Source organism: uncultured Polaribacter sp. (assembly GCF_947503875.1).
GTDB lineage: Bacteria > Bacteroidota > Bacteroidia > Flavobacteriales > Flavobacteriaceae > Polaribacter.
Map to the genome: position 1 here is coordinate 476,723 of NZ_CANNFH010000002.1, position 14,515 is coordinate 491,237.

The following is a 14,515-nucleotide window of genomic DNA, read 5'->3' on the forward strand; positions in this document are numbered from 1 at the left end:
CTAACATTATTTAGATAACTCCGTAAAATATTTGTAAAAATAAGGTATGGTTTCAATTCCTTTTAGGTAATTCCAAATTCCAAAATGTTCATTAGGTGAGTGAATGGCATCTGAGTTTAAACCAAAGCCCATTAAAATAGTTTTGCTTTTTAATTCTTGTTCAAACAATGCAACAATTGGTATACTACCGCCACTTCTTTGCGGAATTGGAGTTTTACCAAACGTAGTTTCATATGCTTTACTCGCTGCTTTATACCCAACATTATCTATTGGTGTAACATAACCTTGTCCTCCATGATGAGGTGTTACTGCTACTTTTACACCTTTAGGTGCAATGCTTTCAAAATGTGTTTTAAACAATTGTGTAATTTCCTTCCAATCTTGATTGGGCACCAAACGCATAGATATTTTAGCATAAGCCTTAGATGCAATTACTGTTTTTGCGCCTTCGCCAGTGTAACCACCCCAAATTCCGTTTACATCTAAAGTAGGTCTTATAGAATTTCTCTCGTTTGTAGAATAGTCTTTTTCGCCATAAACAGCATCAATATCTAAAGCTTTTTTATAATCATTTAAAGAAAACGGTGCTTTTGCCATTTCTGCTCTTTCTGAGGTTGATAAATCTTCAACTTTATCATAAAAATCAGGAATGGTAATATGGTTATTTTCATCGTGTAAAGAAGCAATCATTTTGGTTAAAACATTTATAGGATTTGCAACTGCACCACCATACAAACCAGAGTGTAAATCTCTATTTGGCCCGGTAACTTCTACTTCTACATAACTTAAGCCACGCAAACCTGTTGTAATAGAAGGAATGTCATTGGCAATCATGCCAGTATCTGAAATCAAAATAACATCATTGGCTAATTTTTCTTTATTTCTAGGTACAAACCAAGACAAACTCTCAGAACCTACCTCTTCTTCACCTTCAATCATAAATTTTACATTACAAGGTAATTTTCCTTTAGAAGTCATATATTCTAAAGCTTTTACATGCATAAACATTTGGCCTTTATCATCACAACTACCACGTGCAAAAATGGCACCTTCTGGATGAATTTCTGTTTTTTTAATAACTGGTTCATAAGGCGGAGAATCCCACAATTCTAAAGGATCTGCAGGCTGCACATCATAATGACCATACACCAAAACTGTTGGTAAATTTTTATCTATTATTTTTTCACCATAAATAATAGGATAACCTGGTGTTTCGCATAATTCAACTTTATCACAGCCCGCTTTTTTTAGACTTTCTAAAATAAAATCTGCCGTTTTTAAAACGTCTTTTTTGTACTTAGAGTCGGCACTTACAGAAGGTATTTTTAATAAAGCTATCAATTCTGCTAAAAGACGTTCTTTATTTTCTGAAATGTATTGTTTTATGGTATCCATTTTTAGTTTTTATTTTCTCTTTCAAAAATAGAAAAATTATTAATAACAAGTTTGTAGTTTGTAAGTATTGTTTATATTTGCATCCCGAAATCTTCGGAAAGTTTGCAGGTTAATCTGCTAATTAAGCAGGCGTGGTGGAATTGGTAGACACGCTAGACTTAGGATCTAGTGCCGCGAGGTGTGAGAGTTCGAGTCTCTCCGCCTGTACAAATTGAAGCTGAAGTTTTAAACTTCAGCTTTTTTTATGCTCAAAAAAAAATAAGTTTATGAAATTATATCCTTTAAAATTTACACCTTTATATAAGTACCGTCTTTGGGGTGGAGAAAAATTAAAAACAGTTTTAAATAAAAATTATTCTGAGACTAGTATTGGAGAGTCTTGGGAAATTTCTGATGTTAAAAATGACGAAACTGTGGTTGCTAATGGTTTTTTTAAAGGCAAAACTTTATCCAATTTAATAGCAGAGTTTAAAGGAGATTTTCTAGGAACTAAAGTTTATGAGCAATTTGGAAATGAATTTCCTTTATTAATTAAATTTATAGATGCAAAAACACCACTTTCTATACAAGTGCACCCAAGTAATGAAATTGCAAAAGAACGCCACAATTCTTTTGGTAAAAATGAAATGTGGTATGTAATGGAAGCTGATGAAAATGCAGAATTAATTGTTGGTTTTGATGAAAAATTAGATAAAACAGCGTATAATTCTTTGGTTGAAAATGGGACTGTTTTAGAAAAAATGCATCACGAAAAAGTTGCTGAAGGAGATACGTTTTATATTCCAACAGGTAGAGTGCATGCCATTGGTGCTGGCGTTTTATTGGCAGAAATTCAGCAAACATCAGATATTACTTACAGAATTTACGATTATAATAGAGTAGATGCTAAAACGGGTAAATTAAGAGATTTACATAATGACTTAGCCATAGATGTAATTGATTTTGAGCCTAAAGAAAATTATAAAACCAATTATAAGACAGCTAAAAATGTTGCGAATAAATTAGTGCATTCCCCTTATTTTACTTCTAATTTTTTAGTGGTTGAAGGAACATTAGAACAAGATTACACCCAATTAGATTCTTTTGTAATTTATATGTGTGTAGATGGTAATTTAGAGTTGTCTTTTAATGACGAAATTTATCCCCTTGAAAAGGGAGAAACAATTTTATTACCTGCAATTATTAATAAAGTGAAGTTAGTTTCGCAATCAAAACAAGCCAAGCTTATAGAGGTTTATTTATAAGGTTAAGTTTTAAATGCAATTCATCATTAAATTGTAGATTTAATTGAAGTTGATACCTGTAATTTAAAGATCAAAAACTTAAATTTTAAACAATTTAAAATTAAGTTACTTTTTCAAAGGAATCACTTCAAAGTCCTCTGATTTTTCAGCAAAATTAAATAGGGCTTGGGTTTCTTTTGGTGGTACTCTTAGTTTTCTTTTGGTTAGATCTATCCAAGCACCGTAAACTTTTATAATTGCAGATAGTTTTCCTGCTTCATTAAAAACTTCATGTACAATTTTCCAACGCTCATTGTTTTCAGACAAACCTTGTAGTTTTATGTTTACCGTAATATTTTCTCCTAAATGAATTTCTTTTCTAAAAGAAGTTTCTTCAGTAAATAAAATAGGGCCTAAATTATGCTTTGTAAACTCTTCTATAGAAAAGTTATACTTGGCAAAATAACGCACTCTAACCTCTGCAGCATAATCGTTATAAGCTGTATGACGCATGTGTCTGTTTGGATCAAAATCTGACCATTTTGTGGCAAAATCTACTTGAAAACTCATAATTTATTTACATAAAAAGGCCTGATAATTTTGGAAATTACCAGGCCTTTATTTTAATTCTATTTTTAATTTTTTACAACTTGGGCGTTATTTTTTAATTTTAAATCACCCAAAACATTTAAGGCCTCTGCTACATAAATGTCTTTAGAGAGGTTTTTATGCCATGCAGCTCTTTTATCTTTTAAAATACTATCTTTTTTTAGTAAAGCAGCTTCGTATGCAGGAGATTTAAAAGTTAAATTTGATGTATACTCAAATACAGATTTGTATTTTTTTGCATATTCCTCTTGCATCTCATTCTCTTTAAAGAATTCTTTAGAATTTAAAGAAAAAGAGTTGTCGTCTTGATTTTTTCTTAAATATTTAGCGTAGTCGTTAATTAGCTTAAAGTTGTTATTGGATGCAATTCTATTTTTACTTTTATAAATCACATCATTAAAATTCTCATAAGAATTGGTTTTTGTGTATTTCGCTTGTGCTACTTTATCCCAAGCCAAAGCGCCTTCTACGTCACGTTCGCCAAAGGCCATGTAACTAAATCTGTCTGGCATTGCAATATCAGAATACACACCCTCAATCTGTGTAGAACCACCATTTACTCTATAAAATTTTTGGATAGTCATTTTTATAGCGCCTAAATCTTCTTTGTAGTTTGGGTAAAAATTGTTTATAGGTATTACACTTTGCACTGTTCCTTTGCCATAGGTTTGGTTACCGCCAACAACTACTGCTCTGCCATAATCTTGCATTGCTGCTGCAAAAATTTCTGATGCTGAGGCAGATAGTTCATTTACTAAAACTACCACAGCACCTTGCCATTGCATTTTTGGATCTTCGTCATTTTTTACTATGGGATCTTGCCCTCTGTATTTTACTTGTACTATAGGCCCTTTTTCTATAAATAAACCTGCAATTTCAATAGCAGTTTTTAAAGATCCACCACCATTATTTCTAAGATCAATTAAAAGTCCGTCTATATTTTCCTTTTTTAAACGTGCAATTTCTTTTTCCATATCCTTGGCAGAATCTCTTCCATTTCTATCGGTAAAATCAATATAAAATCTTGGCAAATCAATTAAACCGAATTTTTTATTATCTTTCTCTACAACTGTAGATTTTACAAAGGTTTCTTCCAATTCTACCACATCTCTTATGATAGATATAATTTTTGTGGTACCATCTATTTTCTTCTTAACCGTTAATCTAACCTCTGTACCTTTAGGGCCTTTTATAAATTTGATAGCATCATCTAAACGCATGCCCACAATGTCTTTTGGTTCCTCTTCTCCTTGTGCAACTTCTAAAATTATATCACCAGGTTCTAAACTTCCTTCTTTCCATGCAGGTCCGCCAGAAACCAATTCAAAAATTTCAGTATAAATACCTTTTCTAGACAATCTTGCTCCAATACCTTCTAATTTACCAGACATATCTTGGTCAAAACGCTCTTTAATTCTTGGTGCCATATAAGTTGTATGTGGATCAAAAGCACCCACAACACTGTTTAAAAATGCAGAAAACCAATCTTCATGTTCTAATTCTTCAATTCTTAAATAAAGATCATTCATGTTTTTTAAAACCTCTTCTCTAGCTTCTTGCTCTAAAATTTTAAAAGATTTTTTTTGATACGTTTTATCTTTTTCTAATTTCGACTCTTCTTTATCTAATTTGTCTTGAATTCTGCTTAAAGTACTAAGCTTTAATTGTTTCCTCCAATAATTTACCAGCTCTTTTTCATTCTTTGCAAAAGGAGCATCAGCATAATTAATATCTATAGTTTCTTTTTTATTAAAGTTGAAAGGTTGTTTTAGAATTTCTCCGTAATAAGCCTTTGCATTTTTAATTTTGTTTAAAAATTTATCATAAACCAAATTATAGAAATCAACATTATCTGCTAGAAGTTGATTGTCTATATCGTATTTGTAACGTGAAAATTCTTTAATATCTTTCTGAGTAAAATAACGTTTGCTAGGATCTAGGGCGTCTATAAAATTGGTAAATACTGTTTCAGAGAAATCGTCATTTAAATCTTTAACCACAAAATGGCCTCTAGTTAAAATATTTTTTAAAACAAATACTAAAATTTTATCTTTCTTTGGATCTGGATTTTTTTCAGTGTTATTTGCACTTCCGTTAAAACTAGTAAACAGCATTAAGGTTGCTATGAATACGATACTAATTTGGTGTCTTAAATTCATAAATATATTGAGCGTTTGTCTATTTATTCTTAATTTTTAGAATTATAGATTACTAAAATAGTGCCAAATTATTTAAAAAAGGATTATTTTAGATTCTTTATACAATAATACAGAATTTACAGGCAGTTTATTCTTTACAAATTGTTAAAAAGAAAATGAATAAATTCAATTACATTTGTAAATAAAGATGCTTTAATTCGTGTTAAAAATATACTAACTATGCAAGAGAAACCTTTAATTTTAGTGACCAATGATGATGGGATTACAGCTCCAGGAATTAGAGCTTTAATAAAAATAATGAATAAAATTGGAGATGTTGTTGTTGTGGCACCTGATAGCCCACAAAGTGGAATGGGACATGCAATTACAGTTGATAATGTTTTAACTTGTAACCCAATTACAATAGATGATGGGCCTCAGTTAGAATATACCTGTTCTGGTACACCTGCAGATTGTGTAAAAATGGCAATTAGTGAAATTTTAAATAGAAAACCAGACCTTTGTGTTTCTGGAATAAATCATGGTGCAAACTCCTCTATAAACGTAATTTATTCGGGTACTATGAGTGCTGCAATAGAAGCAGGTATAGAAGGTATACCAGCTATTGGGTTTTCTCTGTTAGATTTTAAATGGCATGCAGATTTTGTGCCAAGTGAAACTTACGTGAAAAATATTACATTAAATGCTTTGTTAAATGGCATACCAGAAGGTGTTGTGCTAAATGTAAATATACCAGATTTAAAAGCCAATGAAATTAAAGGTGTAAAAATTTGTAGACAAGCAAATGGCTATTGGAAAGAAGATTTTGATAAAAGAAAAAGTCCTTTTGGTAAAGAATACTATTGGCTTTCTGGCCAGTTTGTAAGTAAAGATAAAGGTCAAGATACAGATGTTTATGCTTTAGAAAACGGCTATGTTTCTGTGGTTCCTGTACAATTTGATATGACTGCACACCACATGATTCAAAAATTAAACGCATGGGAACTGTAAAAAAAGACATACTTATTGGTGTTTTAGTTGCTCTTTTCGCCACCTTTGGTGGAATATTTTTATACCTAGAATATTTTTCTCAATATAGTTTTGCAGATACTTTACAAATGATAAAAGAGGGAGATTTGTATGGTAAAGTTTTAGCTTTAGCAGCAATACCTAATTTATTTGTCTTTTTTGTTTTTATTAAAAAGAAACAAGATCATAAGGCAAAAGGAGTTTTGTTAACCACCATTTTAATAGCATTAACTACTTTATTACTAAAATTTTTTTAAAAGATGAAGTATTATATTGTTGCTGGCGAAGCGTCTGGAGATTTGCATGGTGCCAACTTAATGAAAGAATTATTTTTAGCAGACCAAAATGCAGAAATACGTTTTTGGGGTGGTGATTTAATGCAGGCAGTTGGCGGAACTTTAGTAAGCCATTACAAAGAAAGAGCCTTTATGGGTTTTTTTGAAGTGATTAAAAACTTATTTAAAGTACTTGGTTTTATAAAGTTTTGTAAAAAAGACATTGCAAGTTTTAATCCAGATGTTATAATTTTTATAGACAATTCTGGTTTTAATTTACGAGTTGCAAAATGGGCAAAAAAAGAAGGATATCGCACCAATTATTACATTTCTCCACAAGTTTGGGCAAGCAGAGCAAGTAGAGTAGAAGATATCAAAAGAGATATAGATCAACTGTTTGTAATCCTTCCTTTTGAAGAGGATTTTTACAAGAAACACAATTATAAAGTAACTTTTGTAGGGCATCCTTTAATTGATGCTATTGCCGATAGAAAACAGGTTTCTGAAGCTAAATTTAGAAAAGAACATCAATTAGGAGATCAAAAAATTATAGCCATTTTACCAGGAAGTAGAAAACAAGAAATTACTAAAATGCTGGCTGTAATGTTATCTTTAGTAAATGATTTTAAAGAATATCAATTTGTAATTGCTGGTGCTCCTAGTCAAGATTTTTCTTTTTATAAGCGTATTATTGGTTCTAGAGAAGTAGCGTTTATTAATAACAAAACTTATGATTTATTAAGTATCTCTTACGCAGCTTTAGTTGCCTCTGGCACTGCAACTTTAGAAGCAGCTTTATTTAAGGTACCACAAGTGGTTTGTTATAAAGGTGGCTACATTTCTTACCAAATTGCAAAAAGAATTATTACCTTAAAATTTATTTCTTTGGTAAATTTAATAATGAACAAAGAAGTGGTAAAAGAATTAATTCAAGATGATTTTAATAAGAAGAATTTAAAAACAGAGTTAAGTAAAATTTTGAATACTGAACACAGAGAAAAATTATTCTTAAATTATTTTGATTTAGAGCAAAAATTAGGTGGTAAAGGCGCATCTAAAAAAGCCGCCAAAGAAATTGTAAAGAAATTACAAGTAAAATGAATTTAAAGCACTTTTTTTTATTGTTTGTAATGTTGATATTCGTTTTATCTTCTTGTTCGACTACAAAAAATGTAAAAACAACAAAAGCAGTAAGCATATCAAAATCTGATAAAGTAGTTGCTAATGCATTACAATTTAAAGGGGTAAAATACAAATATGGTGGCATTACTAATAAAGGCATGGATTGCTCTGGAATTGTTTTTGTTGCTTATAAAAAAGAAAATATACAATTACCAAGAGTATCTAAACAAATGGCTAAAACTGGTAAAAAAGTAGGCCTAAAAAGTGCAAAAAAAGGTGATTTAATTTTCTTTAAAACAGCTAAAAAAGGAGCGGGAATAAATCACGTAGGTTTAATTGTTTCTGTAAATAATGGCCAAGTAAACTTTATACACGCTACAACATCTAAAGGCGTTATTGTATCGTCATTAAGTAACCCTTATTGGAAAAAGGCATTTGTAAAGGTAAATAGGATTCTATAAGAAAAAGTGCTATATTTAACTTGCTATGAACAAGTTACTTAAATATGTGCCTTTGCATCTATTATTGTGCCTAACTTTAGGTATTTTAAGTCAATATTATTATAAAATTTGGGTGTTTGGTTTTTTACCAATATTCCTGCTATTATCTGTTTTAGGCATAATTTTACTTTTTATAACTCATAGAAAAGTATTCACATTGCTTACTTTTCTATTGTTTTTTATTCTAGGAGTTTCTGCGGTTTTTGTAAATAATTCTAAAAATTATAATAATAATTATGAACTTTTTAGCTCCACAAATTCTAGAGTTACTTTACGAATTGTTAGTGTGCTAAAGCCTAGTCTTTACCATAAAAAATATATTGCAGAGGTTATTCAGGTAAGGCAAACTAAAACTAGAGGTCGTATTTTATTAAATCTTGAAAAAGATAGCACTCAAAGTCTTTTACATGTTGATGATGTAATTGTAGCGACTCAAAATTTCAGTAAATTAAGGCCACCCTTAAATCCGAAACAATTCAACTACAAAAAATATTTAGCAAAACAAGGTATTTACGAGCAAGTATTTATCACTAGCAAGCAATATATAGCCCAAGAAAAACAGTTTACATCATTAGTTGGAGTCTCAGAAAAAGTTAGAAATAACATTCAGAAAGCGTTAAAGCGTTATCATTTTAAAAACGATGAATTTGCGGTAATTAATGCCCTTTTATTAGGGCAAAGGCAAGATGTTTCAAAAGGTCTTTTAGCAGATTACGCCAATGCTGGTGCCATTCATATTTTGGCGGTTTCTGGTTTGCATGTAGGTATTGTGCTTTTAATTTTATCAATTTTATTAAAACCTTTGCTATTATTAAGAAAAGGTAAATATATCAAGGTAGTTATCCTTATTCTTTTACTTTGGATGTTTGCCTTTATTGCAGGTTTATCTGCATCTGTAGTAAGGGCAGTAACCATGTTTACATTTGTTGCTTTTGGGCAAATTTTTCTTAGAAAAAACAATGTGTTTTTTTCTTTAATTAGTTCTTTATTATTACTGCTTATTTGTAAACCTATGTTTTTATTTGATGTTGGTTTTCAGCTGAGTTATTTGGCAGTTTTTGGTATTGTTTGGGTACAGCCAAAGTTGTATAAAGTATACAAGCCCAAATTTTATGTAGATAAAAAAATATGGGAACTTATTACAGTTTCTATTGGTGCACAAATAGGCATATTGCCTTTAAGTATTTATTATTTTCAACAATTTCCTGGGTTATTTATTTTGGCAAACCTTGTTATTATACCTTTTTTAGGAGCTATTTTAATAGGTGGAATTCTTATTATTGGGTTGGCTTTGTTAAATATATTGCCACAATTTTTAGCAAGTATTTATGCTAATGTAATTTCTGTAATGAATGCTTTTGTAAGTTGGATTTCTAAGCAAGAATCTTTTTTGTTTAAAGAATTAACATTGTCATTAGTAATGATGCTGGCTTGTTACTTTTTTATATTTTCTGTAGTTTATTTTTTAATGAAGCGAAAGTCAAACCGTTTCATAGTAGTTTTAGTTTCTATTTTAATATTGCAGGGTTTGTATTTGTTAGAACAGAAAAAGGCAAAGGAAACCAATGCATTTATTGTTTTTCATAAAACTAGAAATTCAATTATAGGCAAACGTTTCGCCAAGAATTTATATGTACAACATCAATTAGATTCAATAAACAGTAATGACATTTATGCGCTTAAACAATACCGTATTAAAGAGAATTTAAATGTGTTTACAACCCATTTTAACAATAGTATTCGTTTAAAAGAAAAACATATTTTAGTGGTAGATAGTTTGGGTGTGTATAATATTGATGGTATGCAAAACCCGATTGTTGTGCTACAATATGCACCTAAAATTAATTTACAGCGATTGATAAAGAAAATAAAACCATCTGTTATAATTGCAGATGGCTCTAATTTTAAAAGTTATGTAAATGGTTGGGAAAGGATTTGTTTACGCAACAAGATCCCTTTTCATTATACAGGGCAAAAAGGTGCTTTTGTACTTAAAGACTAGTCTTGTATTTGACTTTTAAATTCTTTTTCAAAAACATCCCATTTATTGTCTTTATAGTTTTTGTTTGAAAAGAAAGCTAAAATTTTCTCCATTAATTTCTTATCTAAATAACCAGGAATCGCTTGAATTAAAGCTTCGTTTTCATCTAAAAATATGGTTGTAGGATAAGAAAGTTTGCCATTCATTAAAGATGCAGACAATTGGTGATATCCTCTTCTGCCACTTTTTTGATACTTAAATGTATGTCCTTTATAGGTAATGTCTTCTTTTGATTCTCCATCAAATTTAATTGCATAAAAAGAATCGTTTATGCTTTTTATGATTGTTGGATTTGTGTATGTATTTACATCCATTTTTTTACAATAGCCACACCAATCTGTGTATATATCTATTAAAATAGGCTTAGGGTTTTCTTTGTTCAGCACTATTGCTTCTTCAAAAGAAATCCAATTTATTTTGTCTTGTGCTTTTGTGGAATAAATGGTTCCAACTAAAAATAAAGTTAATATTAGCTTTCTCATAATATTTAAGTCGAAATTTCACTGGGAAATTTACAGTTATTTTCTAAAATCTTATTCACTTAAGACTTTATCTTCTGCTCCGTGAGTTAATCTTTTAAGTGGTTTTAAAATAGCAATAATTAATAAACCGAATATTGTACACGTAACACCAATTCCTGTAAATATTTCAAAATCTCCGGCATTCTCAGACAGTCCTCCCACATAACCAGCAACTTTATTACCTAATCCTGTTGCTGCAAAATATGCTCCCATCATAAAAGACGCATATTTAACTGGCGCTAGTTTTGTTATAAAAGAAAGCGCTACTGGAGACGCACATAATTCTCCAATTGTATGAAAAAGATATGCTAAAACAAGCCAAATCATTGCTGATTTTTCTGCTATTTCACTACCATTCATTACAACCTCTGAAGATGCTTTACTCATAAAGAAGAACCCAAAAGCCATAATAATCACTCCAACTGCCATTTTAAATAAAGAGGAGGATTCCTTTCCTTTATTCTTCCATTTGTGCCAAAAACTGCCTATTGCAGTTCCTAATACAATAATAAAAAATGCGTTTATAGATTGAAATACTGCTGCAGGCACCTCATTTCCAATTAATGGTAATGAAAATGAAAGCATTCTGTTTGTTTTCTGTTCAGTATACAAACTCATTAGGCCACCCGCTTGTTCAAAGGCTCCCCAAAAAACAATTATTATTAAGAATGATAAAAACATTACAAGCATCCTATCTTTCTCTACTTTGTTTAGAGGTTTTTTTAATAAATCTTTATCAGGCGAATCTGATTTTCCAATAAAATCTCCAACTGTACCTAAATACTTTAAGCCATACATGTATACAATTTGTCCTAAAGCCATTCCTATTCCTGCTAATCCAAAGCCATAATGCCAACCATATTTTGCAGCAACTGCCCCAACAGCTAATGCGCCTAAAAATGCGCCAAGATTTATACCAATATAAAAAACATAGAATCCTTTATCTCTTCTATCGTCTCCTTTTTTGTATAAACCACCAACCATTGTAGAAATGTTAGGTTTTAAAAATCCAACACCTGTTACTATAAAAATTAAACCTGTAAAAAACGCCCATTGCTCGTCTACAGCTAAAATTCCATGTCCTATACAAAGCAAAATACCACCCAACATAACTGCCTTTTTTTGTCCCATAAACTTATCTGCCAGCCAACCACCAGGAATAGAGGTTAAATAAACAAACATGGTGTAAGTTCCATAAAAAGATAATGTCTCTGCATTAGTCCAACCATATCCTGATTGAGGATCATTTAAAATTACAGGAGCAGCAAGATATAGTGTAAGTATTGCGCGCATTCCATAGTAAGAAAAACGTTCCCACATTTCAACAAAAAAGAGTACAAATAGTCCTACAGGATGTCCAAATAATTCTTTTTGATGCGGTAATTTAACTGTATTGTTCATATTTCTTATTTTGGATTTTAGTTAGATTTAGTAATTAAATGCGTTTCTATAAAATTTGTCATTTTAGTATATAAATTCAAACGCATGTTTTTTCCTTTATAGATGGCATGTGCTCTATCTGGTACAATAAATTGATCAAATTGCTTGTTGGCTTCAATTAGTGCATTTGTCATTCTAAAGGTGTTTTGTACATGCACGTTATCATCACCTGTACCATGCACTAAAAGGTAGTTTCCTTGCAGTTTTTCTGCGTAATTTATTGGTGAATTATCATCATAACCTGCAGGGTTTTCTTGTGGTGTTCTTAAAAAGCGTTCTGTATAAACAGTATCATAAAATCTCCATGAAGTTACTGGCGCTACTGCAATTGCAGTACTAAAAATATCGCTTCCTTTTAAAAGACAATTGGTACTCATATGTCCTCCAAAGGACCAACCCCAAATTCCAATATTGTTTTTATCAATAAAACTTAATTTAGCCAACTCTTTAGCAGATGAAATTTGATCTTCTGTTTCATATTTAACTAAGTTTAAATAAGTCGATTTTTTAAACTCAGCGCCTTTTAATCCTGTTCCTCGTCCATCTACACAAGCAATAATAATTCCTTTTTGAGCCAACATATTGTGCCAATAATCATTACTCGCATTCCATTTGTTAGCCACTTGTTGTGATCCTGGTCCAGAATATTGAAACATTAGTAACGGATACTTTTTGTTTTCATCAAAATCTACAGGCTTAATCATCCACATATTTAATTCGTTACCATTAATAGTTATGGTAGAGAATTCTTTTGCAGACATTTGATAAGAAGCAATTTTTTCTTTTAAATCTGCATTATCTTTAATTACCTTTAATTTTTCTCCTTCTGCTGTGTACAAAGTGTAAACAGGAGGTGTTATAGCTGTAGAAAAAGTATTGATAAAATAATTTAAATTATGGCTGAATGATGCAGCATTTGTGCCTTGTACATTACTCAATTGTTTTTTATTGCTACCGTTTAAACCAACGGAATAAACACCTCTGTTTATAGAGCCGTTTTCTACAGATTGATAATAAATTGTTTTTTTGTCTTCATTAAAACCATAATAATTGGTTACTTCCCAATTTCCTTTTGTAATCTGATTGATTAATTTTCCATTAAAATCATAATGATAAATATGATTAAACCCGTCTTTTTCGCTAGTCCAAATAAATGAATTATCTGCTAAAAAAGTAAGGTTGTCTGTAACGTCTACATAAGCCTTATCTGTATCTTCTAGCAAAAGGCTAACGTTTTTGTTTTTAGTGTTTATTTTGTGTAATTTTAAATGATTTTGATGGCGATTTAAAGTAGTTGCCACCAAAATATTTGAGTCATTAGTCCATTTTATTCTGGGTATATATTCGTAATCTTCCAAATTTATTTTGGATGTTTTTTGAGTAGAAAGTGTAAACGTGTGTAAGGTTACAACTGCATTTTTCTCTCCTGCTTTAGGGTATTTAAATACTTGCCTTGTTGGGTAGTTTTCTGTACCCACAATATCCATAGAAAAAGTAGGAACTTCAGATTCGTTAAAACGTAAAAAAGCTAGTTTATTGCTATCCTTGCTCCATTCAAATGCTTTTACAAAAGCAAATTCTTCTTCATAAACCCAGTCTGTTATTCCGTTAATAACGGAGTTAAATTCACCATCTTTTGTAACTTGGGTAAGTTTGTTTCCTTTTGCAATATCTAGTATGTAAAGATTGTTTTTTTTAGCAAATGCAATCTTTTTACTATCAGGAGAAAAGGTTGGTTCTTGAATATCTGTGCCAATTAAATGCACTTGTTTTGTTTGTAAGTTATAATGATAAAAAGTACCTGTAAAAGAGCGTCTATATATTTTATTAAAATTTGTACCTAAAATTACAGAAGTTTCGTCTTCATTAAAGCTGTAAGAAGAAAAACCATCTATAGCATCTAAGGATTTGCTGTTTACTAGAGTAGCAACTTTTTCTAGGGTTTTATAACTGTATTTATCTACAGTGCTATTACCACTATTATCTGTATTTAATAAAGAATAAAAATCCCCATTCATGGCATTTAAAGCATTCATACGTTCAGGCGAAAATGTACCGTCCCAAATTTCTTCTAAAGTAATTGCTTTGTCTCCGTTGTTAGAGTTGGTGGAGTTTAAATTGTTTTTTTTACAACTGGTCATAGAAATTATTCCTATTAAAAATAGTATTTTTTTCATGAAATGTCTCGTTTAATAAATCTTTGTCAAGTTTACGGAAAAATT

Annotated in this window: 12 protein-coding genes and 1 tRNA gene; 7 read left to right on the forward strand and 6 right to left on the reverse strand. The window is 30.6% G+C overall.

The features are described from left to right. Positions 1-6 precede the first annotated feature (6 nt). Positions 7-1,395 carry a dipeptidase gene (locus Q0684_RS04510; RefSeq protein WP_299013024.1) on the reverse strand — a complete coding sequence of 463 codons (1,389 nt, stop codon included), beginning with the start codon at positions 1,393-1,395 and terminating at the stop codon, positions 7-9. A gap of 125 nt (positions 1,396-1,520) precedes the next feature. On the opposite strand from Q0684_RS04510, the gene Q0684_RS04515 reads away from it, so the two are divergent. Together Q0684_RS04515 and Q0684_RS04520 are read left to right on the forward strand one after the other, a co-directional pair. After that, a tRNA-Leu gene (locus Q0684_RS04515) sits at positions 1,521-1,602 on the forward strand. 59 nt (positions 1,603-1,661) lie between these two features. Further along, complete coding sequence (locus tag Q0684_RS04520; protein ID WP_299013026.1) at positions 1,662-2,639, forward strand: type I phosphomannose isomerase catalytic subunit; 978 nt, start codon at positions 1,662-1,664, stop codon at positions 2,637-2,639. Between the two features lie 105 nt (positions 2,640-2,744). On the opposite strand, the gene Q0684_RS04525 is transcribed toward Q0684_RS04520, so the two are convergent. Both Q0684_RS04525 and Q0684_RS04530 read right to left on the reverse strand, forming a co-directional pair. Further along, complete coding sequence (locus Q0684_RS04525; protein ID WP_299013027.1) at positions 2,745-3,188, reverse strand: thioesterase family protein; 444 nt, start codon at positions 3,186-3,188, stop codon at positions 2,745-2,747. 65 nt (positions 3,189-3,253) lie between these two features. Next, positions 3,254-5,386 carry a carboxy terminal-processing peptidase gene (locus Q0684_RS04530; RefSeq protein WP_299013035.1) on the reverse strand — a complete coding sequence of 711 codons (2,133 nt, stop codon included), beginning with the start codon at positions 5,384-5,386 and terminating at the stop codon, positions 3,254-3,256. 219 nt (positions 5,387-5,605) lie between these two features. Here Q0684_RS04530 and surE point away from each other — a divergent pair, with 219 nt between their 5' ends. From surE to Q0684_RS04555, 5 genes are read left to right on the forward strand one after another with little or no spacing between them, the layout of a single operon-like run. Further along, a complete protein-coding gene (gene surE / locus Q0684_RS04535; RefSeq protein WP_299013039.1) occupies positions 5,606-6,376 on the forward strand; it encodes a 5'/3'-nucleotidase SurE in 771 nt (256 codons plus the stop codon). Beyond that, the gene (locus tag Q0684_RS04540; RefSeq protein ID WP_299013042.1) at positions 6,364-6,651 is read left to right on the forward strand and encodes a hypothetical protein; all 288 of its coding nucleotides are present in this window, start codon (positions 6,364-6,366) and stop codon (positions 6,649-6,651) included. The genes surE and Q0684_RS04540 overlap by 13 nt, the downstream gene beginning before the upstream one ends. Positions 6,652-6,654: 3 nt before the next feature. Further along, positions 6,655-7,770, forward strand: coding sequence for a lipid-A-disaccharide synthase (gene lpxB / locus Q0684_RS04545; protein ID WP_299013047.1), 1,116 nt, complete (start codon positions 6,655-6,657; stop codon positions 7,768-7,770). Further along, positions 7,767-8,252: a C40 family peptidase gene (locus Q0684_RS04550; protein ID WP_299013050.1), complete on the forward strand. Its 486-nt coding sequence runs from the start codon at positions 7,767-7,769 to the stop codon at positions 8,250-8,252. Before lpxB ends, Q0684_RS04550 begins: the two co-directional genes overlap by 4 nt. Positions 8,253-8,277: 25 nt before the next feature. Then, positions 8,278-10,293 carry a ComEC/Rec2 family competence protein gene (locus Q0684_RS04555; RefSeq protein ID WP_299013054.1) on the forward strand — a complete coding sequence of 672 codons (2,016 nt, stop codon included), beginning with the start codon at positions 8,278-8,280 and terminating at the stop codon, positions 10,291-10,293. Here Q0684_RS04555 and Q0684_RS04560 read toward each other — a convergent pair. Genes Q0684_RS04560 through Q0684_RS04570 form a run of 3 tightly spaced genes read right to left on the reverse strand, consistent with a single transcriptional unit; the run spans position 10,290 to position 14,470 of the window. Beyond that, on the reverse strand, positions 10,290-10,814 hold the full coding sequence (locus Q0684_RS04560) for a DUF255 domain-containing protein (RefSeq protein ID WP_299013063.1): 525 nt from the start codon (positions 10,812-10,814) through the stop codon (positions 10,290-10,292). The two genes, Q0684_RS04555 and Q0684_RS04560, sit on opposite strands and share 4 nt — an antisense overlap. A gap of 51 nt (positions 10,815-10,865) precedes the next feature. Continuing rightward, positions 10,866-12,254, reverse strand: coding sequence for a peptide MFS transporter (locus tag Q0684_RS04565; RefSeq protein ID WP_299013066.1), 1,389 nt, complete (start codon positions 12,252-12,254; stop codon positions 10,866-10,868). A 17-nt stretch (positions 12,255-12,271) separates the two neighbouring features. Beyond that, positions 12,272-14,470 (reverse strand): S9 family peptidase, encoded by a 2,199-nt coding sequence (locus Q0684_RS04570; protein WP_299013069.1) that lies wholly within the window; start codon positions 14,468-14,470, stop codon positions 12,272-12,274. Between the last annotated feature and the right edge of the window lie 45 nt (positions 14,471-14,515).

Bases quoted from the DNA above. Each gene is read 5' to 3' on its own strand.
- Q0684_RS04510 (WP_299013024.1), bottom strand. From the start codon at position 1,395: ATGGATACCATAAAACAATACATTTCAGAAAATAAAGAACGTCTTTTA.
- Q0684_RS04520 (WP_299013026.1), top strand. From the start codon at position 1,662: ATGAAATTATATCCTTTAAAATTTACACCTTTATATAAGTACCGTCTT.
- Q0684_RS04525 (WP_299013027.1), bottom strand. From the start codon at position 3,188: ATGAGTTTTCAAGTAGATTTTGCCACAAAATGGTCAGATTTTGATCCA.
- Q0684_RS04530 (WP_299013035.1), bottom strand. From the start codon at position 5,386: ATGAATTTAAGACACCAAATTAGTATCGTATTCATAGCAACCTTAATG.
- surE (WP_299013039.1), top strand. From the start codon at position 5,606: ATGCAAGAGAAACCTTTAATTTTAGTGACCAATGATGATGGGATTACA.
- Q0684_RS04540 (WP_299013042.1), top strand. From the start codon at position 6,364: ATGGGAACTGTAAAAAAAGACATACTTATTGGTGTTTTAGTTGCTCTT.
- lpxB (WP_299013047.1), top strand. From the start codon at position 6,655: ATGAAGTATTATATTGTTGCTGGCGAAGCGTCTGGAGATTTGCATGGT.
- Q0684_RS04550 (WP_299013050.1), top strand. From the start codon at position 7,767: ATGAATTTAAAGCACTTTTTTTTATTGTTTGTAATGTTGATATTCGTT.
- Q0684_RS04555 (WP_299013054.1), top strand. From the start codon at position 8,278: ATGAACAAGTTACTTAAATATGTGCCTTTGCATCTATTATTGTGCCTA.
- Q0684_RS04560 (WP_299013063.1), bottom strand. From the start codon at position 10,814: ATGAGAAAGCTAATATTAACTTTATTTTTAGTTGGAACCATTTATTCC.
- Q0684_RS04565 (WP_299013066.1), bottom strand. From the start codon at position 12,254: ATGAACAATACAGTTAAATTACCGCATCAAAAAGAATTATTTGGACAT.
- Q0684_RS04570 (WP_299013069.1), bottom strand. From the start codon at position 14,470: ATGAAAAAAATACTATTTTTAATAGGAATAATTTCTATGACCAGTTGT.